This window comes from Labilibaculum sp. DW002 (genome assembly GCF_029029525.1).
In the GTDB taxonomy this organism is placed as follows: Bacteria; Bacteroidota; Bacteroidia; order Bacteroidales; family Marinifilaceae; genus Paralabilibaculum; species Paralabilibaculum antarcticum.
Genome location: NZ_JAKJSC010000002.1, coordinates 492,946 through 515,027, shown reverse-complemented (window position 1 = coordinate 515,027; position 22,082 = coordinate 492,946). Strand labels below are relative to the sequence as shown.

Genomic DNA, 22,082 nt, shown 5'->3' with positions numbered 1-22,082 from the left:
TAATTTCTATTTCACTAGTTGAATGTGCATAGCAAAACCATTGTTTGCTTTCACTTTCAAATTCACTGAATCTTTAGCATTCACTTGTTTCTCTTGAATTTTAACTCGAGTTCTTGTTTTAACCGTTTCATCATCGGTGTAAATTTTCGCAGAGTAGTTAGTACCTTCTTCCAAAAATGAAAAATTAACTTTCACATTTTTACTAGCTTCTCCATTGATACAACCAACAAACCAGTCGTTCCCTTTTCTTCGAGCAATCACACCTAATTCTCCAATTTCGGCATGCAACACTTTTGTTTCATCCCAAACGGTTGGAACGTTGTTGAAGAATTCCAATTCTGGTTCGTTACCAATGTGTTTAGTATTTCCCCAAAGTGCATCCTTTTTTATTGGAGCCATTGGGGCGCTATCGTACCAATACAAAAACTGAAGCGGACTAAAAATGCAAACCGTTTTTGCCAATTGAGATGCGTGAGAACCCATTTTTTCAACTCGTTTATTGTAATAACAAACTGTATTGTCTGATGCTCCTGCCAAGGTTCTGGTAAACATGGTAATTAATGTGTGTGCATTTGTAACTGTTGTTTCATCGCCAGCTATCCCTTCCTGAGTCATTAAATTAGGGTAAGTACGTGAGAAACCCGTTGGACGATACTCGTCGTGAACATCCATTATCATTTCATATTCTGCAGTCTTTTTAATTGCCTCATGCAACCAAGCTGTAGCATCCTGATCTCCGACACGAACAAAACCATATTTGATTCCTGCGACACCCCATTTTTTATATAATGGCAATACCTCATCCAATTGCTTTTCCAATGCACGGCGATTCACATATAACATTACTTTCACACCTTTTGCTTTGGCATATTTACATATAGCTTCTATATCAAATGGTCCTTTCGATCGATTAGGATCAAGCGTAATTGTGGTTGCATCAGAACCATCGTACATTTCATTACCATACCAACCAGCATCGAAATGAACGTATTGCATATTGTGAGAAGCAACAAAGTCGATAGCTGCAAAACCTCCTTTTGTAGTTAAAGTACCTTCTCTAAGAACTTTTCCCGGCGTGATCCATGATACATCTTTAATGGCACATGAATCGTTCAAGTTTTGTAACAGATAATTATGCTCTAATAATTTTCCATGATCTTCCGCCATCATTACAACACGCCACGGGGATTGAAATGGAAGCTCCATAGTTACTTTCGAGTGCTGAGTCCATTGTCCTTCCAATGCTCCTGTGATGGTATCTTGCTTTAATTCTTGCAATTTTCCATCTAAGCTCGAAGTAATACTAAACTTTCCGTCTTTACCTGAACTGTAACTCAAACGCGCATAATTCACTAATTTAGCTTCAGCTAAGGCTATTTTTATATCATCAGCAATCTCTATAACCAAAGGACGTTCGCAACCTTCTTGTAAATTACTTAAAGGAATCTTTTGATATTCTCCCTGAGCGGTAAGTACGCCAGGCTCTCTTTTTGGTGTCGACCATACTTCATGATCATCAGCAAATTGATAATTGATTACCTCATCATCTAGGCGAATAGATTTCAAATCACCTTGTTCAGGAATCTCGTAGGCAAATGCAACTCCTTCGTTGTAGGCACGACAAATAAGGTTGACCCTAGCCGCTGCACTTTCAAGCTGAATTTTTACCTGCGCGTAATTGTCAGGAGTAAGCTTTCGTTCACCGAAATCGTTTATCCATTCATTTTCAACTACTGAATTCTCCACACTTTTTATTTCAAAAAGACTACTAAAATCAATATCATTCGATTTTAATTCAAGAACAGATGGTAAAATAACTTTACGTCCATTATTTTGCACTGAGAATGTAATCCCATTTTGGGCTTCACTTAAAGGATAAAACGTAAGTATGTTCTTTCCATTGGGCGATTTCACCTCTATTTCTGTATTTTGCTTGCATCCAAAAGAAACTACCAGTGCTACTAGCAGACAAAAAAGATTACTTGTTAACTTCCAACTTGGTTTCATATTTTTAAATTCTACATTTTTTAAAATCCCTACCCCTTAAAACTCACATTTTGCTTTTTATCGGCACAAATCCATTCAAATTAAAAATACACACTGAAATAAAATGGTCTTCATAGATATCATTTGGGCTACTAAGTTGATCAATCCTGTAGAATTATGAAATGTTCATTTACACTAAAAAAATATCTATTTTGAACATTCATTAGCTCCAACGTCTATAAAATTCTTGCAATAATTTAACCTCAACAAACTAATATTTAAGCACGTGACGATATTCAACAAAAAAACTGAGGCAATCCATTTACGATAAGGCTTCAGCCGAAGCCCACTGAGATTACTTTGTTTGCTCTTCTCGAATAACTACTCCATTCACAAGCTCCTTCACCGATACTCTTATTTCATTCGTTTCACTATCCAGATCAAAAATGGTGATTTCTTGAATTCTACCATCGGTAAGCTCAACGACCAACTCATTGGCATTTATTGCACTTACTGATTTAATTGACGACACCTTTTCATAAGGTTCAAGAACTGATAGATAGCGAGTATCTTTTCCATAACTTCGAACAGCCATCGTTTTTCTTCGTGCTGATTCATCACCCAATGGGAAATCCCCTCCAATTTTAGCTTTAAATGTCAGCACATCAATACCCGATAGATCTACCCTAATTTCACCAGCTTCGTTATAATTTTCCGGCATAGCGGGAGTTGAATTTGGCATTGATTCTCCACCAATTTTAATCACTCCACCATAGTAATCTTGACCAGCAGATGCATCTAGAATGTTTTTCTTTTCAACTGGAAGTGATGAAATCATTACTTCGGAACCATCTTTTAAGATCAATTTTGCATTGCCCCAGAAAATGGTATTATTCTTAGCTTTTTTGTCAATTTTTGTGGATAGTATCAATTCTTTTTTATCTGTAATATCCAATTCTATATTTTTACTACCTAGAATCCAAACACCAGAACTGTCACTTAATATCGTTTCATTATCAGCCTTAACCGTATACCATAATTGTTTGTTCACGCCAAAACTTTCGGGAGCAGTACCAATCATGATATTGTTCTGTTGCGGCCAGGCAGTGATTACGTCAATCTTTAAAGGACCATCTTCACTATGTGGCATTCGTCCTCCTGCATTATCACAGCCTTCTCCCCAACACATTTCGAATTTAGCCCGTGATGTCCCTTCGGTTTTATACCAGTTACAATCCGTTATAAATTGAGCACTTCCTAAAGGATCTGAACTCATTTGATTATCGTGTTTAAACAACTCCGATTTATCAGCAAGCATTTCTTTAAATCCTTTCATTTGGAACAACCAATCGTAAGTATGCTCTTCATTAGCTTGCAGATAATCTGCCAATACCACATAGTCATCCATCATTATCATTAACCTACGCTGCAAAACAGGTTCAGAAAAATCGGTCAACGTTCCATATTTTGGCGCATTCTCAGGTACAACTACAGAGCGTCCCTCTTCAAATGCTTTTTCGGCAAATGTCAGATGTGTTTTATCACCATATATCATACCTCCGTATGGTGGATTACTCCAACGTGCTTTTGTCTCAACCGCCGCAGCCTGCATCATATTTCCTGTATAAAACAAGGTCTTGAAACTTTCTTTTGGCTCTTGCATTTTTTGATCGACAACCACCATATTTTTGTTGATAGAAGTTTGCACCAAGAACTTATATAAGTGAGATTTATATCCATACCAATACATTTCAGGATTATAAAAGCTTCGTCCATAACGCATCATGCTCAAGAAATTAGTTCTATCGAAATGGCCGTGATAACCACCATGTGTGCCGTAATGCAATACTGCCTGAATTTGCTCTCGTTGCTCCCTGTCTTTTGTTTGCGATCGTAACTGAACAATCCCCATGTTATCGGCGAAGGAAGAATGTTTCACTTTATCTGATGTCACTTCAGGCAATTCGGGTACTCCGTATAATAAATTTCTTTGCTCACCTCGGTTGATAACAGCTGCATATTCAGGATCGCCATACAGGTAATAAGCTAATTCGTAAGGTTCTCCAATTACTAAATCTTCCTTGGCATCGTTTACTGCAAACATTACTCCACGGTAATCCAGAAAGGGAATTAATGCATCCCACATATCTTTAATACCAACACTGCTCTTGTGCATAGCTCCCCATTTATTAAAATCCATACCATACAAGCCTGGAGTCATGCGTTCAGGCAATAAGGAATAATATGGAGTCGTTCCAATTGCAACTTGCTCATCAACAAAATTGTTTCCCCAAGGACGCAATGCAATGGCTATTTCTGAGAACATGGTTGAACACCATAAGTTGTAGCCAACTGCACATTCATACCACCAACCATCGCTCATAACTCCTTGCGAAAACTGACGGTAAATACCAGATGGAGAATGTAAGGTCCATTCTACAAGATTCCAATCCTGAATAACCAATGCGCTATAAAAGGCCCCTGCAAGTTCACTTAAATCCCAATTATTAACACCTCCATTATCGTTACCCAACATGGTTGTTTCGATATATAAACGGAAAGTATTTTCAATTAATTTATGATCCTTTTGGCTTAACAGACCACAATCCTTAATCATATCATAGGTTCTGGCCAAATCCTGAAAAACACCACCTTCTTTTACAAAGTTGTTTTGGTTTACTCTAAATGTAGCTGGATAACCATTTTCTTTATCAGACAGTTTGCGCAATAAATCAACACATTTTTGAGCATACTCCTTTTTACCAGTTAGTCTATAGGCAATGGCACATTGCATCGCATTGCCAGCTTCATTATTATGAAACAGATACTTGCCTCGGTAAGCATCAATAGATGCTTCTTTAGTCGCATATTCAGGCACTTTCCAATTGATAGCTTTTGCTTCGTAGATTGCTAATTCTTCTTTGGCCCAGTCATAATGCTCTATTTTCTCTTCTATTTCTTGCCATCCTTCGCTTGTATGAACCATAAACGGTGATGGTACTGTAACTGCTGTTGTAAATTCAATAGAAATTGTTGCATTTCCATTTGCAATGGCTTTTAACACTTGTTTTTCACGTACTCCTTGCGGTAATGATGCTGGAATAGTAACAAGAACCTTGCATTTTTTAATCTGGTTGGGAGCCAGTTCTATAGAGGAAGGTTCAATGCTTGAGTGCATTGATTCCCATCCTACTCGGGGGAAAATAAATTGTATTTTTTGATTTTTGTTTGTGGTATTACCAAGCTCTAATTCATATTCTACTGTTTCTCCAGCCTTAGCCGACTTACCCAAAATCTTCGATTCCATTGATAAAACCTGACCTTTGCTTAAGGCTATATTTTTAATCTGTAATGTTTGGTTATTTGCCGACTTAGCAAGAATATCTAGTTTAGTAACTCCTTGAAGCGTTCCTCTTTGTCCTTTCACTAAATCAAACATCTCCCAAGGAATAAAAACCTCTTGCCATCCTTTTCCAACAATTTGAATTTTCGCTTTACTCACGTGCTGTAAAATACGTGTACTGGTTTCGTCTACTGTAAATGAAATTTCAATATCATTCGCCGATTCATTTTTTTGATAGATTTGAAAGGATAAACCTGCGTATACACTCCAATCTAAAGCATTAGCATAATAATCTCTATATCCTTTGGCTGACCGTTTGAGCTTTGGATAAGAAAAAGAAATTACTTCCCCACTTTGGAAATAAGCATTGTTATTTTTGACTTTGGTAATTCCTGACCAATCAGTAAAATCAGATGCTCCAACTGTGGTTTTTAATTGTGCCTGAAGAATATTTCCAAATAAAAAAAGAAGAACAAAAAAGCTAAATCTCATTGTATTAAAATTTACAAACGTTTGATGTATGAGGCAAAAAAAGAAGCATTGCTTAAAATAGTTTGGTAACAGAGAATTAAATTAACGACAAGTGTTATTACTAACACTTGTCGTTTGCTAACCACATTACCAAATCAAACGAAACTATTCTACAATAATCTTAATAACACTAGCGGAACGATCTGGTGCTGAAACCGGTACTTGAATTGAAACACCATTATCATCAGTGTTCACTAACAACTCAGATGTTGGCGTGCTTAATAAGCTTGCACTTTTAATTTTGATGCTTGCATCTAAAACTAATCTTCCATCTTTAGGCCAGTCAAATACATGTGCATAAACCACACCAGACTTACTGGTATATCTTCCCCACTCCGGACGTGCAAAAGGACTAGCCTTAGCACCATAAATGGCTTCACTATTCGCTTTTGTCCATTCTCCTATACTCTTTAAACGATCAATGCTCTCCTGAGGAAATAAACCTTGTGCATCAGGACCAATATTTAATAAGAAGTTACCTCCTTTAGATACAATGTCTACTAAGTTTTGGATCAGTTTAGTATCACTCTTCCAGTTTTTATCCGATGGTTTGTAGCCCCATGATCCATTCATTGTCATGCATGCTTCCCAATCAGAATCAATACCTGTTGCAGGAATTTCTTGTTCAGGAGTACCGAAATCGCCAGCGAATTCGCCTTCCTTATCCATTCCTTCCATTCCGTTACGACCTTTATCAACACGGTTATTTACAATGACATTTGGCTTTACACTGCGGATATAAGAATAAAAATCTTTCCCCATTTCTGTAGTATAGTCTGCAATCCAATCACCATCAAACCAAATAACATCTACATTATCATACTTGGTTAGCAACTCACCAACCATTGGTTTTAAATAATTCTCATAATATTTTGGAAATTCAGGATTAACGACAGTTTGATCTTTTTGACCCGCATTATAATTAGGGAATAAAGGCGCCTGTGCTTGTGGATGATGCCAATCGACTATTGAGTGATACAAACAAAATCTCATATCAGCTTTCTTACAAGCTTCTGATAATTCTTTAACGATATCGCGCTTAAATGGACTAGCTTCCATCACATCATAATCAGTAATTTCAGAATCCCAAAGACAGAATCCATCATGATGCTTCGATGTTAATACAATGTATTTCATACCAGCATCTTGTGCCATTTTAACCCAAGCATCAGCATCGAACTTAACTGGATTAAATTTAGCTGTAACTTCCTTTTCGTAATCCTCAATGGTATAGTCTAATTTATCCATGACCCATTCGGCTCCACCTTTACAAACTTCACCATTACGCTCTCCACCAGGAATAGCATAGGCTCCCCAATGAATAAACATTCCAAAACGGGCATCACGCCACCATTCCATACGTTCATCATCTGATAATCTCACGACTGATTTTTCTTCAGAATCTTTGCTTCCTTTCTTTACTTTTGATTCACATCCAAAGTTGAATAAAAGCATACAAACGGCTATAATCTGTAATAACTTGTTCATTTTATTATATTTAAATTTTTATTTGTTTTTTCATTATTTAATGGAATCACCATATTCCAAGATTTTGTAGAATTCGAAAATCCTCCAGGGCCATCCATAGTTGCAAAAAATAAGTGTGTTAATACTCCATTCTGAATTAGGACAAAAGGACGTTCTAGCTGTCCCATTTCAATAACACTACCACCTGACCATTTTATATTACGCGTGTACGCCAACGGATCTTTATCAAGCTTCCAGTTGATAGCATCTTTAGAATGAGCCAGAACTCCAGAGTGCATTTTTCCAGTTATTTGGCCTCTTTGGTCCTTAGCTATCATGTGATATCCATTTTTATCTTTCCATAAAAATGGATCTTCCACTTCTCCGATTTTATCCACTCCAAAAATAGGTTCACTCACAGCTACAGAATAAGGGCCTTCATAATGATCGGCCTTTGCTAAGCCTATCTTCATAGAACTATGGAATGGAAAATTCTTATTGTATTTTCTAGATTTAAAAATTAAGTCTACACTACCATCCTCATTAATCCATGGTGCTGGATTAGAAGTCAAGAACTCATAAAAAGTATCAGGTTTGGTTTCTAAAATACATTTATCCCGCCTTTGCCATGGACCATTTAAGCTTTTAGATGTAGCAATGCCAATTCTTTTGTTGGAACGAGCCACAATTGTTTGTGGTGAATCCAGGCTTAAATCTGAAATCTCATCAAATGGATGAGTCGACCCCATATAAAACATCACATAGGTATCTTTATACTTTACTACTCTTGGATTATGCGCAGATCTCCCATCCCAATATTTGGCTCCGCGAGCTCCCAATGCAACTTCTACGAATTCATAAGGACCTTCAGCTTTTTCAGCAACTGCATGTACAATTTCTGAAGCAAGCATCCATCCAGGATGAAAAGGTAAGGATTTTGGCCAGCGGCTTACAAACATATGAAATGTACCATCATTGCCTTTTACCACAGAACTTCCCCACACCCAATAATTATCCATGGCAAATCCACCGTTAATAGGTGCCTCTCCAATACGTGGGTAAATATCATTTTCCCATTCCTGAGCGCTAATCTTTGAGTTTAGGCAGAGCAAAGCAATAACTATTCCTAAATATGGTGTTAAGCGTTTTATCATGATTCCTTTCTCAGTATTATGCAGAAATATTGTTTTTTAAACTATTTAGTTGACACTTTAAAATCGCTATATCGAGCCGAACGCGTGTACATGTGTCTTAATCCAATACGCCCTTCAACTAACTTCTCTTTATCTGATACATCAAAAGTGTACAACTTATTCTTTCCATCTCCATTAACATTCATAAGCAATTGCGAATCCGTCTTTATAACAGTCACTTTATAGCTTATATTAGGGAGGAAAAGTCCGATATCATAATAAGAAGGCTCCACCTCCATATCTTTAAAGGTAATTGCATCAGTTACCGGGTATTTTCTCACACGCAGATAGTCATTTTCTGGATCTTCATTAACCATAGGAAAGGCCGCATAACTTATGTGAAGCGGATTCATATAATTGTAGTAAAGACTCATTTTTGGCACCTCTCTTAGGTGATTCCATTTTGAAATATCCTTATCGTATGGTCCTTTGCCAATTCCTTGCGCTTGAATGTATAGAATATTGACATTGATTACTTGCGAATCAGTTCGGGTATAATTGTACTCGATCTTAACATCTCCTTTAAATGATTCTTTCGTCCAAAGAACAGCGTGGTGTGCATCATTCCTAAATTCAGGACCTGCAGTAAAGTTCATTCCTTTTTCACTGTTCTCAACCGTGGCAATTAAGCCATCGAGAAACCAGTTGTCCTGCCAATTTCCAGTACAAGAATCTGAAAGTTTCAAAGTCCAATCTTTTGAGGAATTTAGGCTTTCAAAATCTTTCTGTGTTTTACCAGAACAGCCCATAAAGAGACAGACAACAACTAGGTACACAAAGCTTTTAAAGTAATGATGCATGGTCACGTTCAATTTCATATTCATTTAATTTATTTGCTCAATAAGCACTAAACTCCAAGGTGTAATTTCATGCTTGATGCTTAAGTTACCGTCCTTATCAGCCGAAACCAATTCTGTTTTTAGTGCATTCGCTGCTTTTTTCATCACTTTTATTTGCTCGCGTGTTGGAGGTTCTGGTTTTCCCAATGCTTCCCAAGAATTATGAATATTACCGTGATCTTTATCTAAAATTTCGATTTTAAACATTTTGCCCGCTTGCAAACCTGTAAGTGTGAAGTCAAGCACTCTTGATGTTCCTTCTTCCAATTTGTTATTTCCAGCAGGTACAGAACCATAGTACTCTTTAGGATAGTTATAGGCTAAGGCTACTATTTTACCATTTTCTGATTTACGACTTACAAACAGATAATCATTTTTAAATAATTCTTCATCTCCTAACTGATGCAACATGCGATAAGCATGATAGCTTGGTTTAACTAAACCCTGGTAATTTATCATTCCGAAACCACCATGAAAGATACTAGAAGCTCCTCCTTTTTCTTCAAAAATATCAGTAAATGTCCAAAAAGCCAATGAATTCGTTAAGCCAAGACAATCTAGATTGGATTTTACAATGTAGGCTGCTGGAGGCAAGAAATCATGCATGGCATCTCTACTACTCGGACTGGTATTCCATTCTGTTAAGTGAATTTCAGCATTTGGGAAAGCACTTTTCACAACCGTTTCTTTTAACCATTCCATATCCAATTTTGGAGCATGAATAAAACGGGTAAGGCCTCTTCCTTTTCCTGTTTCAGGATTAAAAGCATAATCGGTTGGATAAGGATGACAACTTACAAAATCAACAGGTAAATTCTCTTTATCACAATATTTCAGAAAATCCTCAATCCAAACACCATGCCAATCCAATTTGTTAATATCATCAACAGTAAATACTTCTTTCGCTGCATCATTGTCTAAAGTTTCAGTGTCAAAACGCGCATCAGGCACGAAGTTACTAGTGGCTGGACCACCAATTCTAAGACGCTGATCAACGGCTTTTACGGCTAAAGCTGATTGCTTATACATTTCGAAATACTGTGATTTAGTACCATCCCAAAATAATTGATACAGGTTTGGCTCGTTCCATACTTCAAAATACCAAGTTAATACTTCGTCAATACCATATCGATCAACCGCATGCTGCGTGAAGGCAGATACTAAATCGTGCCATTTTTCGAAAGAATCCTCATTTGGTGTAATATTAGCTTTCCACCAAAAAACCGTTTTTGAATCTTCCGCTGCCATGCTTTTAGGCAAAAATGCCAACTCAACAAATGGTTTTACATTTAAATCCAATAAACGGTCAAATACATCATCAATGTATTGCCAATTGTAAGTTGTCTTTCCATTTTTTTCGAAAACAGGAAACATATCGTCATGAAACAAACCATGAAAGCGAACATACTCAAAACCACAATTTTCTTGTACTAGCTTAAGTTGCTCTAACCATCCAGCTCTTAATGCTTCATTAGCTCTTCCAGCTCCCACACATTTGCTCCAGAAATGTTCAAATGTTTCACCTTTTGAGTCTGTATCAATTTCAATTGTTTTCTGAGCAATAGTAGTTCCCGAGAAAACTAACATCATGACCAAGAATAAAGTCGATACTTTACAATATATATTTTTCATTTTATAAGAGTATTTTAAATTATTCGGGCTTTCTAATTCCCAACACTTGATTTCAAAATTTCATTAAACAAAGGTTCCATTCCCTAATTTAGGAACGGAACCTTTTATAAAATTTGGTTTTAGTTGATCAAAATCGTATTAATTGACACGGCTTCTAATTTTGCTTTTAGATGCGTTTCGCCAAGCTTAATATTCACTGTTTTACTATTTTTTTCAGGATTATAAACCAATAGTAATGTTCGGCCATCCTTTAATTTAAATGCCAACTGATTTTCTCCTTCTGACTTTAAGAAATGATCACCAGGTTGTACAAAATGCGAAAGATGCTTAAAAAGATAAAACTCATCGTTATACTTAACTTCTTTTGACTTACTATCGATAACAACCATCGAGTTCTGAGGCCATCCCCAAGCACTTTTGCCAGTTTCATCTAAAATCATATTCCAATACAAATAAGATCCTGCTCCATTATTAAAATAATGCACTATTGATTTCCAAGATCTTTCAAGTGACGACCAATCGTTTTCTTTCTCACCACATTTATTCTCGGTTTGCATTAATTTAATATTTGGATACTCTTTTGATATGGTAGGAATCGAACGTTCTCCATTCCACTGAAAACCTACGCCCTTGATGTATTTTTTAGCATTTTTGTGTTCTAATGCATACTGTATATAGCGAGGATCTGGACTGTTAATGGTACCCAACCAAATTTCAGTATCCAAACTATCTTTTTCAAATTTTGGTCCTAGAAAGTCTCCAATAAAATAAGACATATCCTCTGTCAACCAAGTGCACGCAGGCCAATTTGGCGCATATAATATTTCATTTTGTGGTTGAATCATAAAAACTGGAGTTCCTGCTTCTTTATATGCCGTAATAAATTTCGAAAAATACAGAGCATAAGCTTCTAAATAGCGTCTTTGCATTTTAAACGCTGTTGAACTGGTTCGAATCTCCTTACCTGCTGCCATTTTATTTCCTCCTACACGTCCTCCCATATCTCCTGCTCGCAACGAGTAATGTTCGTTTACTTTCATCCATGCTGGCGGTGTCCATGGCGATGCCCATAATTTGAAATCTGGACGACGTTTAAAGGCTTCTTTAATATATGGTATCATGATGAAACGATCACGGTCGATATTAAAATCGCGCATTTCAAAATCTTCGGGAACATCATTCATTGAATAATAACTCAAGGCATAATCACTTGCACCTATTGGCACTCTTCCCATTGAAAAATTACAACCATCCTCACCAAAAAGAGCATCAAAAACCTTAGCAGCATCCTCTTTAGGCAAAACATTCATTGCAGTCCAACCTAACTCATTAAAGGCGCCTCCAATACCATCAACAACCTGCAATGGACTGTTTGCATCAACAACGATATCAGCTTTTGCATTGACATCTTTATTTGTTTGAACTGCTTTCTTTTCTTTAACCCATCTATCCGATGATGTTGTATAAATTAGCTCAACTTTTTGAGCTTGAGCAGTATTAAAAACTACCAACAACACCAACAAGCTTGCTAGTTTTGAAATTGAACTGTTTAGTTTGTTTTTCATCTGTAAAAATTTAGATCTATGATCAAATATTCTTTATATGACTATTGGCAATTCAACAGTCTCATTAATTTCTTTTTATCTTATTAATTTGTTGACTCCTTACGTAAATCAACATTATTCAAAACTTCAACAATCTGAACTTGAACATCTTCCGCTTTTCCTTTCAAATGATCGATCGATATGTTTTGTTTTCTTCCATCTCTTAGGAAAACCGTTATTTCATTAGAAACTACCGATTCAATATTGGTAATCATTGCTTCTCCCTTGTAAGGTTCCAAAACATTTAAGTAAAGTATTTCCTTTGCTTCACCTCGAACTCCTAGTGTTCTGCGATTAGGGTTATTCCTAATTCCGCTTTGCTTACCTCCATTTGGAAAGTTGGCGATTAAAATAGCAGTCTTTTTTGGCCATATTAAATGAACATCCAGATTGACATTCTCGTCCTCAAACTGAACCACTGTGCCTTTATTCTTTTTATACCATTGGCCAGCTTTGAAATATTTGTAGGGAGAAGTGTTTGAGGAACTAAGAACAGCTAATTCTTTTCCTTTTTTTATTGCACCTTTTACAGATTTCAATCCTATAGGGTGTAACATCCAATCGTAAGTATGTTTCTCTGATGCACGCACATAATCTGCAATTAGCACATAATCATCTGTAACAATTGAAAGTCGACGTTGTAGTATCGGTTCTGTTTCAAAATCAGTATCATCCCAAGGTGGAAACTTTTCAATATTGAAGGTTGGAATTTTTCGCCAACGAGCATTGGTTTCCGTAAGACTAACTTGCATCATTTCGCCAGCGTAAAAAAGTTTTTGCTCAGAAGGAACAGCCTCTTGTTGTAATTCATCAACTACGACCATATTATGAGTCGCTGAAGTCTGAACACATTCTTTGTATCCTGCATGACCATAACCAAACCAAGCCATTTCTGTTCCGAAGAACTTATGTCCATAACGATCTAAGGCCAACATCCCAGTTCTATCGAAATGTCCATGCCAACCACCATGGGTACCAAATTTAAAATAAGCTTGTATTTGCTCTTCAGGTTTTTGTTCTTTTCCTTGTGATCTTAAAGCTACCAATCCAACATTAGCGGCAAAATCTGAATTTGTTCTTGGATCTTTTACTTCAGGTAGATTAGGCAAACCATACATCAAGGATACCCAACTATTTCTTTGTGAATTTTTCACCACCCATGCCAACTCATCTGTACGATAGTGTCTATAGGCTAATTCATAATAAATATCGGGCTTGGTTAGTTTGGAATCATTACTGGAAACAACCCAGGCATTTTCATCCATCATGGGGATATAAGCACCTACCAAATCCTCTACTCCTCTGGTATTTTTGCCTGTAGGTCCCCAATTATCGAACTTCATACCAGTAAATCCCTCTTTGGCATTCTCAAAATCCTTGCTTTTATACTCAACAGGAAATCTTCTGTGATATAAATCCCAGCCAAAATTCTCAAAAGCCTGTGCAACTAACACATATCTTTGTGTAACCAAATGACAATAATTCACAGTTCCTTCGAACCACCAACCATCAGCCATCACGCCTTTCGATATTTGATCGGCCATACCACCATCAGCATCTATCAAGTAATTTACCTCTTCAATATCTTGCAAAAAAAGAGCTGCAAAAATAGCCCCAGCATTAGCACTCGCTTGATGATTCATAATTCCCAAAGAACTCATGTGCCCTTTGTTCTGTTTCAGATAAAAACGGAATGTATTTTTAATGTTTTCACGGTCTTCATCTGACAAGGAAGCTTCGTTGTAAACGATATCGCAAGCTGCAGCTAAAAAAAGGAAAAAATTTCCTTCATGAACTTGCACACCTGTAGTTGCAGCTCCTATAGAAAGGTAGCCTTCCTCTTTATCGCAAACTTCCTTAATAAACCCAATTAGCTTTTCTCGATAATTTACCTTGTTCGTTAACTTATAAGCCAAAGCCAATTGAAATGCCTTTTCGCCATCACTAGCAATGTAAGACAAGCTTGACCATACCTTCGTTGGTCTTGGTTTTGTAATGATTTTTCTTTCTGGAAACTGAAATTTATCCAAAGTGTTTAGCATTTTAGCTAAATTCTCCTTTGCCCAAGGATATTTTTCAATTTTTGCTTTTGATTCTTCTATGATTTCATTGGTTACCAACAAAAAAGGGTGAGGTGTTGATCGAACAGTTATAAACTTCAAACTATGCTCTTCAATATTTTGGCTATCTTTTACAAGGATCGTAATGTTTTCTTGTCCTCCAACAGGTATTCGATCACTTACAATTACTTTAAGGGTTCCCTTATAGTTAGCTTGAGGTTGAAGTGTAATTAGCGTATCAGATAAAGCTGTTTTACAGGCTAACTCTCGTACCTTTCTAACACTTAAGCGAATAATCTGTGTTCTATCATAACTATTTTTCAATTCAAAAGAGTAGGACACGGTCTCTCCTGAATTCCCATTTAAAGAAAGAATTTTACTTTCTAAGGATATGCATTCTTTAGTTACATTATCATGACAAGAATCAATTGAATATGATTGAATTGAACATGATAACAAAATCACTAATAAGAATAATAGTTTTCTAATTAACCTAACATTCAATTTAAACAGCCCCATTTTAACTCTTTTTTAATTTAATTCCTTTACTATTAAAGCACCTGCTTTAAGTCTCTTACTTAAAACAGGTGCATTTACAAATTTTATTTTTCGCTATCCTCTATTTTTTTCAAACGTAACAATGCTTCTATAAAATAGTAGTCAGCATATATTATCGATGCATCAATTTCAGAATTATGAGGTAGATGTCCTGTTGAATGCAATAACATTGCCTGGTTCACATCCTTACTTAAATACATATCTGTTGAAAGTTTTGTCAATAAAGAAACGGCTGCATTTCTGTATTTCAATTGATCTGCTTTGTCTTTCATAAATGTAGAAAGCTCCAACATACCAGAAGCAACAACAGCAGCTGCTGAGGCATCTTTTGGCGCATTCGGAATTGAAGGATCATTAAAATCCCAATAAGGTACACCATCTTCAGATAAGCGATCAATAAAAACATCAGCAAGTTTCTTAGCTGTTTCTAAAAATTCTACCTTACCAGTTTCACGGTGACACATGGTATAACCATAAATTCCCCATCCTTGGCCACGTGCCCATTGAGAATCATCGGCATAACCTTGATGTGTAACACCTTTGATAAAATGCCCATCAATTGTATCGAAAACAGCTACATGGTAAGTGCTAAAATCAGGTCTGATAAGTGTTGTCATGCAAGTTTCAGCATGTTTTACAGCCATATCATATAGAGATTTATCGCCACCATTTTTTGAAGCCCAAAATAAAAGTTCCAAATTGATCATGTTGTCGATGATCGTATTGTGAGGCCAGTTCATTTTTTTTCGCATAACAGGCCAAGATAATATCGTTCCAACCTTAGGGTTATACAATGTTGCCAATGAATCCGCTGCTTCTATTAAAAAATCATGATACTCAGGATCTTGAGTAAGACGATATCCATTTCCAAAACTGCAATACAACATAAAACCCAAATCGTGGTTATCAACAGGAACGTCGAGAACTGCTTGCAAGGGATTCGTAAAATCTTTAGCTTTTTTTAATATCGTAGAGTCATTGGAGGCTTCATAAGCATACCAAAGTACACCTGGCCAAAATCCACAAGTCCAATCCTTATTACCAACTTTATTCCATTTTTTTTGTCCAGGATATATATTCCTCGGTAAACTGTCAACATCAGTTAAGTCATTCATTGTTTCCTGTGCTTTCTCAACACAATACTCCAACACCTTGTCAGTATCAAGTTTTTCTATCGCTTTCTTCTCATTAGAACATGAAACAGTTATAATTAAGATTAAAAAAGCTGTTATCAGTTTGTTCATTCTCTTCATTAATTCCTTTATTTGATGCTAACTAAGGCTTTCTTGCTTCGAAATAATTCACATTCAAAACACATAACCTCGTTACTATTATTGCAAATTGATTTTCACCTTGTACAAAACAAGGTCTTCCCTTAAATAAATTAGATTTTCCAATTCATTTCTACCTTAAATTTATTGGGTATTTTTTGGCTTTACACCAACGATAATTCATTCCCAGTGTTCTAGATTTTAGAGCTGTATGATTCAACCACCAAATAATATTCAATTATTATTTCAATTGATATTGATCATATAAATCAACAAACACATTCTCATAAGAACAAACATTACGGACAATAATAAATCCTAAGAAATAAATTGCCCGTAATGATATTGTTACTAATAAACCAAACTATTAACTAGTTTAATTTCTATCTAAACTTGAAAAAAAAGTCCATTAATATCCTGGATTTTGTAACAAGTTCTCATTTAATTCAATCTGAACAGAAGGAATTGGATCAACATAATTCATACGCTGAAATCTTCTGTTTCCACTTGCATCAATAATTAAAGCACCAGCTTTTGTAGAAGCAATACCTGCATAAGATGAAGTTGCTTCTTCTGTAGTCGTTAAACCATAAGACCATGCACTAGCATTATAAATATTAAGTGTTGCATCCATCGGATCTATTGCTGTTTCAAATTCTGTTCCTGCTACATAAGTAACGCAAACATTTTTATTCAATTCCTCTTCGGCAATTCCCCAACGCTTTAAATCGTCGTAACGGAAATTCTCTCCAAACAACTCAATAGCACGCTCACGACGAATTTCACCAAGCATTGTTAAATCACTAAAAGGAGAAATTAATGCATTTGTTAAATCTGCTACACCAGAACGCTCTCTGATTTTATTGATAGAAAGGTCCAAATCACCATCTGAAATTACTCCATCTCCTAATTCACATGCAGCCTCAGCATATATTAACAACACCTCAGCATAACGAAGTAATGGAAAGTTATAAGACTGAGTCCTTGTTTCACGGTAATAATTTTCGTGGGTTAATTTTCGCCCTTCATATCCCATATTACGAGTAGCTGATTCGTTATCTAAATTTGGAACATAACGGAAATCCCAAGAAAAATCAGAGAAATCTTTGTCATACTGAGCTCCACCGCCTGCAGTACCTGATCCGTATCCCCAGTATTCTTTAAGTGGTTCTTTTACCAAGCCAACTAATCGCAGGTCACGATTTTGAAATTCTGAAGTCATCATTCCGTATCCGTTAAACACACCCGAATGTTGCACTGGTAAACCATCTGAACACAAATACATATCCATCAACTTACGTGATGGTCCCCAAGGTTTAGCATGAGTTGTATTATTTCTATTTTGTCTTAAAATATAGTCATAAACTGTTTGGATAATAAACTCCTTGTTATCAGCTTTGGTAAGACCAGCTGGATTAGAAGTTCCATCTTCTAAACAGAAAAAGTAAAACAGGTGATGATCTCCCCAACCTGGGTATGCAGCTTCAATCTCCGCACGTTTGTCCCATAGTTCAAAAGCTCCACTATTCATAACTTCTGTTGCCATTTTCTTAGCCTCAGTAAACATTTCATCAACTGAAGGATATCCCGCTGGTTTAGCAGACCCTGCCCCTACTGATGATCCATCGCCATCTGCAGTTGTACTAACATACTTTTCCCAAGTTGCAGCATGCAACAAGATACGAGCCTTGAAAGACTTAGCTGCTTCAACAGTTATTTTACCTACCTCACTATCAGCTAAAGATGTAGCAGTTGGCAAAAGAGAAATTGCCATATCTAAATCTGAAACCATCTGATTAACTACTTCATAACGACTATTACGTGGAGCATAAACCTCCTCGGAACTTACATCCAAAGAACGGGTAACAATAGGTACACCACCAAAACGCAACAACAATTTATTGTGATGCCAAGCTCTAAAGAAATACGCCGTACCAAGAGATGCTGAAATTTCAGACTGCTCGCCATTGTATTCTGCAGCTTTTTCAATCAGTTGATTTATTACTCGTAAATAAACGTAGTTATTTTTCCATATGTCATCTGAAACAGGAATAATTGTTTTTCCAGAAGCATAATCAGTGTCACCTATGTTACCTGAAAGATCTGTAGCTCCATCACCCTCTTCCCAACCAAAACGGGTATAAAAATAATTAGAAGCATTCGTAAATTGTTCTTGTGTTTCGTAATAAATCGCCTCAGTTACCTGGTCTTTAGGCTCTTGATCCAAATAATCATCGCAGCCACCAAAGATTAGTCCTGTTGCAGCTAATGCCAGACTAAACTTATTGATTTGTTTATATATATTTTTCATTTCTATATTCATTTTAGTTGAAAGAATTAAAATGTAGCCTGAATGCTAAAAATTAATGATGAATTAAATGGATCTACATTACCACCGTGAGCAGAACTTCCATTTTCAGGATCTAAACCATCTTTTACATTACTAAATGTAAAAATGTCATTACCAGTAACAGATACACGAACTCTTTCAAGCCCAATATTCTGTATAAGTTCTTTAGGCACGGTATATCCCAATGAAATCACTTTAGCACGCATGTACCAGGCGTTAATTACATTGTTATCATTCGTGGTTCCATAATTCCAACCTTTACGTTTGCCGTTGTTGGTTATTGCTGGATAATCTGCTCCCGTATTCTCAGGAGTCCATGTATCACCAGCCCATGTATTATTCTGGTTCATCCACCATGCACGGAAAGGGTAAGCTAATGTACCACTACGTACAATATACTGCTGACCTACACCTTGGAAGAATGCACTGAAATCGAAATTTCTCCACTCTGCACTTAGATTAATTCCAAAATTATAATGAGGGTTGGCATCGCCGAAATAATATAAATCATCATCATTGATTATTCCATCGTTATTTTCATCAACTTTTCTGTATGATCCTGGACTTAAACGGTTATTACTGCGGTAATCTGGAAGTGCAGTACCCGATTTTTTAGCTAATTGATCAGAAGGATCTGTAAATCCATAATCATTGTAATAAGCTAACACTTCAGCCTCATTTTGAAAAATCCCATCAGTTCTGTAGGCATAAATCGCATTTAATGGCTTTCCTTCAATCGTTGTATTTACACCATGTTTAATAGTTTGAGCTCCTTCCATGTGAGTAACTTCTGATTTACTATCCCACATAGATACACCAACTTTATATTTCAATTCACCAATTTTATCTCTCCACTTTAAAGATACTTCCCATCCGTGATTATTAAAGTCACCACTATTTGTCTTTGGTGCACTTGCTCCTAGAACTTGTGGGTAAGTGATACTAATTAACATGTCCTTATTTTGGTGCTTGAAATATTCAAATGTTCCACTAAGGCGACTATTTAATGTTGTGAAATCAACACCAAAATTGGTTTTTGCTACACGCTCCCAAGTACGATCAGTAGACGTCATTGATTTGATCCAAGCTGTATTGTTGATACTTGGTGAAGAACCAAAGTATGTTTCTCCAGTAGAAATGGTTGAAAAGTAATCGTAAGCACCAATTCCTGTTGTAGAACCAGTTTCACCATAAGAAGCACGAATTTTTAAATTTTGGAAAAGTCCATCTTTTAAAAAGTCCATTTCTGATAGTCTAACACCAGTTGAAGCACCTAAGAAATTTTTCCAACGTTTATCCTCATGTAAACGAGAAGAACCATCACGACGACCAGAAACTTCTAATAAATAAATTCCATTATAATCGTAATTTACTCTACCTAAGTAAGATACCAAGCCTGTTGCATAAGCTGAACCCCCATTAGTTTGTGTGGTAGCATCACCTGTATTCAAAGCATCAAGCTCATCGGATGCCATATTCTTACGATACATTTCATACTTTGTAACTGTCTCTTCTTCAGCAGTCATTCCGACCATAACACCTAAGTTATGATTACCAAAAGAACGTTTGTAATTCGCTTGAAACACATGATTTTGAAAGAATATCTTACTTAAATCAATATCTACAGATGTACCTGATAATGCCTCAGAAATCACATTTTCACTAGTCCAATCGTAAACAGTAGTAGTTGTTTTACGAGCTGTTTTATCATTTCTACGAGACATCATATTCCCTTGATAATTTAACGATAGCCCTTTAACGTATTTACCTAGATTTAATGTGATTTTTCCACCTAATCTGAATATTTCTTGTTCAGTTTCAGTACGACCACCTTCTTTTAGCTTTCCAACAACGTTTCTAGCACCCCAAAGATGATAATATTCTCCATCAGGATTATAAACAGGCCATAACCAAGGGTCATTTACTGTTTCACCCACTCCTTGCGTTGGCACATCAATTTGTCTGTTATCATATGAAACATTCAAATCTGCAGTTACCATATCGTTTACCTTGTAGTTCAAGTTAGTACGAAAGTTATACTTCTTTGCACCATCATATGACACATCCATAGTAGAACGATCATTAGCATAACCCAATGAAGTTCTAAATGTTGCCTTATCACTACCTCCCGATATCGAAATATTGTGTCTTTGCGATGTAGTTACACCATAAACTTCGTCAAAATAGTCAGTGTCTGCATATTTAAAATCAAAAGCACCAAACAACTGTTCTGTAGGAATTTCACCATTTGCAATTTTTTCCCATTGATCTTTACTAAAAAACTTATAAGTTCCTCCAGCAACTGCTTCGTTACCATCACCATCAGTAAATGTAATTGCATCGTTAGAACCTGCTTGAGTCCACAGCTCTCCTAATTCCTGCAAATTAGTAATAGGCCATTCGTAAGGAATAGTAAACTGTAGGTCAGCATTGTATTCAACTTTAATCTTTCCTGCCTTACCTTTTTTCGTTGTAATTAAAAGAACTCCACCAGCTGCCTTTGTACCAAAAATTGCTGCTGCACCATCTTTAATAACGGAATAAGTTTCAATATCATTTGGATTGATAGTTGACAACTGCCATTCAGGTATTTGTAATCCATCCAATAAAATAAGTGGGGAAATATTATTTACAGAAATATCACCGCGAATCTTAATGTCAATATTCTCGTTACCCGGACGAGCTGATGTACGTGTTATTTGTACTCCAGGAATTTCACCTTGAATAGCAAGAGCTGCACTAGAGGTACCTTTACCTTTAAGCATCTCATCTCCTTTTACCTGTGCAACTGAACCAGACATTGTGGCTTTTTTCTGTGCACCATAACCAACAACAACTAATTCATCTAAACCTATTGAGCTAGCTTTCATTTTCACTTCAAAGAAGTCTTGGTTTTGAATATCAATTTCAACATTCTCCATACCAACAAAAGTCAGTAAAAGTGTTGTAGCACCTTCTGAAACATTGATTGCAAAATCACCATCAATGGTTGTGATAGTTCCCATTGTGGTTCCTTTAACGATTACAGATACTCCTGGAAGAGAAATTCCACTCTCATCAAGCACTTTACCGGTAATTTTTCGGGCTTGTTGGTTTTTAGCCCCAACAGTCTCATTTGTACTAATGGCGAAAAAAGGATTCGCATTAGCTGTTAGATTGAATAAAATCAATACCAACAGAAAACTGGCACATTTTAAACCAACTCCAAAGGTAAGATACCTTAAAAATGATTTTTTTTTCATAAATTT

General features: G+C 36.3%; 11 protein-coding genes. All 11 read right to left on the bottom strand.

What is annotated here, in order from left to right; translation table 11 throughout:
- Positions 1 to 6 precede the first annotated feature (6 nt).
- Complete coding sequence (locus L3049_RS13710; protein ID WP_275110383.1) at positions 7 to 2,007, bottom strand: glycoside hydrolase family 97 protein; 2,001 nt, start codon at positions 2,005 to 2,007, stop codon at positions 7 to 9.
- Positions 2,008 to 2,341: 334 nt separating this feature from the next.
- The gene (locus tag L3049_RS13705; RefSeq protein ID WP_275110382.1) at positions 2,342 to 5,821 is read right to left on the bottom strand and encodes an alginate lyase family protein; all 3,480 of its coding nucleotides are present in this window, start codon (positions 5,819 to 5,821) and stop codon (positions 2,342 to 2,344) included.
- A 144-nt stretch (positions 5,822 to 5,965) separates the two neighbouring features.
- A complete protein-coding gene (locus L3049_RS13700; protein WP_275110381.1) occupies positions 5,966 to 7,348 on the bottom strand; it encodes an alpha-L-fucosidase in 1,383 nt (460 codons plus the stop codon).
- Entirely contained in the window at positions 7,345 to 8,481 is a 1,137-nt protein-coding gene (locus L3049_RS13695) for a glycoside hydrolase family protein (protein WP_275110380.1), read from the bottom strand. Before L3049_RS13695 ends, L3049_RS13700 begins: the two co-directional genes overlap by 4 nt.
- A 41-nt stretch (positions 8,482 to 8,522) precedes the next feature.
- The gene (locus L3049_RS13690) at positions 8,523 to 9,338 is read right to left on the bottom strand and encodes a DUF1961 family protein (RefSeq protein ID WP_275110379.1); all 816 of its coding nucleotides are present in this window, start codon (positions 9,336 to 9,338) and stop codon (positions 8,523 to 8,525) included.
- Positions 9,339 to 9,344: 6 nt separating this feature from the next.
- Positions 9,345 to 10,991, bottom strand: coding sequence for a GH39 family glycosyl hydrolase (locus L3049_RS13685; protein WP_275110378.1), 1,647 nt, complete (start codon positions 10,989 to 10,991; stop codon positions 9,345 to 9,347).
- Between the two features lie 119 nt (positions 10,992 to 11,110).
- Positions 11,111 to 12,556, bottom strand: coding sequence for a glycoside hydrolase family 30 protein (locus L3049_RS13680; protein WP_275110377.1), 1,446 nt, complete (start codon positions 12,554 to 12,556; stop codon positions 11,111 to 11,113).
- Positions 12,557 to 12,639: 83 nt separating this feature from the next.
- Entirely contained in the window at positions 12,640 to 15,174 is a 2,535-nt protein-coding gene (locus L3049_RS13675) for a COG1470 family protein (RefSeq protein ID WP_275110376.1), read from the bottom strand.
- An 83-nt stretch (positions 15,175 to 15,257) separates the two neighbouring features.
- Entirely contained in the window at positions 15,258 to 16,466 is a 1,209-nt protein-coding gene (locus tag L3049_RS13670) for a glycoside hydrolase family 88 protein (RefSeq protein ID WP_275110375.1), read from the bottom strand.
- Between the two features lie 427 nt (positions 16,467 to 16,893).
- On the bottom strand, positions 16,894 to 18,795 hold the full coding sequence (locus L3049_RS13665) for a RagB/SusD family nutrient uptake outer membrane protein (protein ID WP_275110374.1): 1,902 nt from the start codon (positions 18,793 to 18,795) through the stop codon (positions 16,894 to 16,896).
- A 26-nt stretch (positions 18,796 to 18,821) separates the two neighbouring features.
- Positions 18,822 to 22,076, bottom strand: coding sequence for a SusC/RagA family TonB-linked outer membrane protein (locus L3049_RS13660; RefSeq protein WP_275110373.1), 3,255 nt, complete (start codon positions 22,074 to 22,076; stop codon positions 18,822 to 18,824).
- Between the last annotated feature and the right edge of the window lie 6 nt (positions 22,077 to 22,082).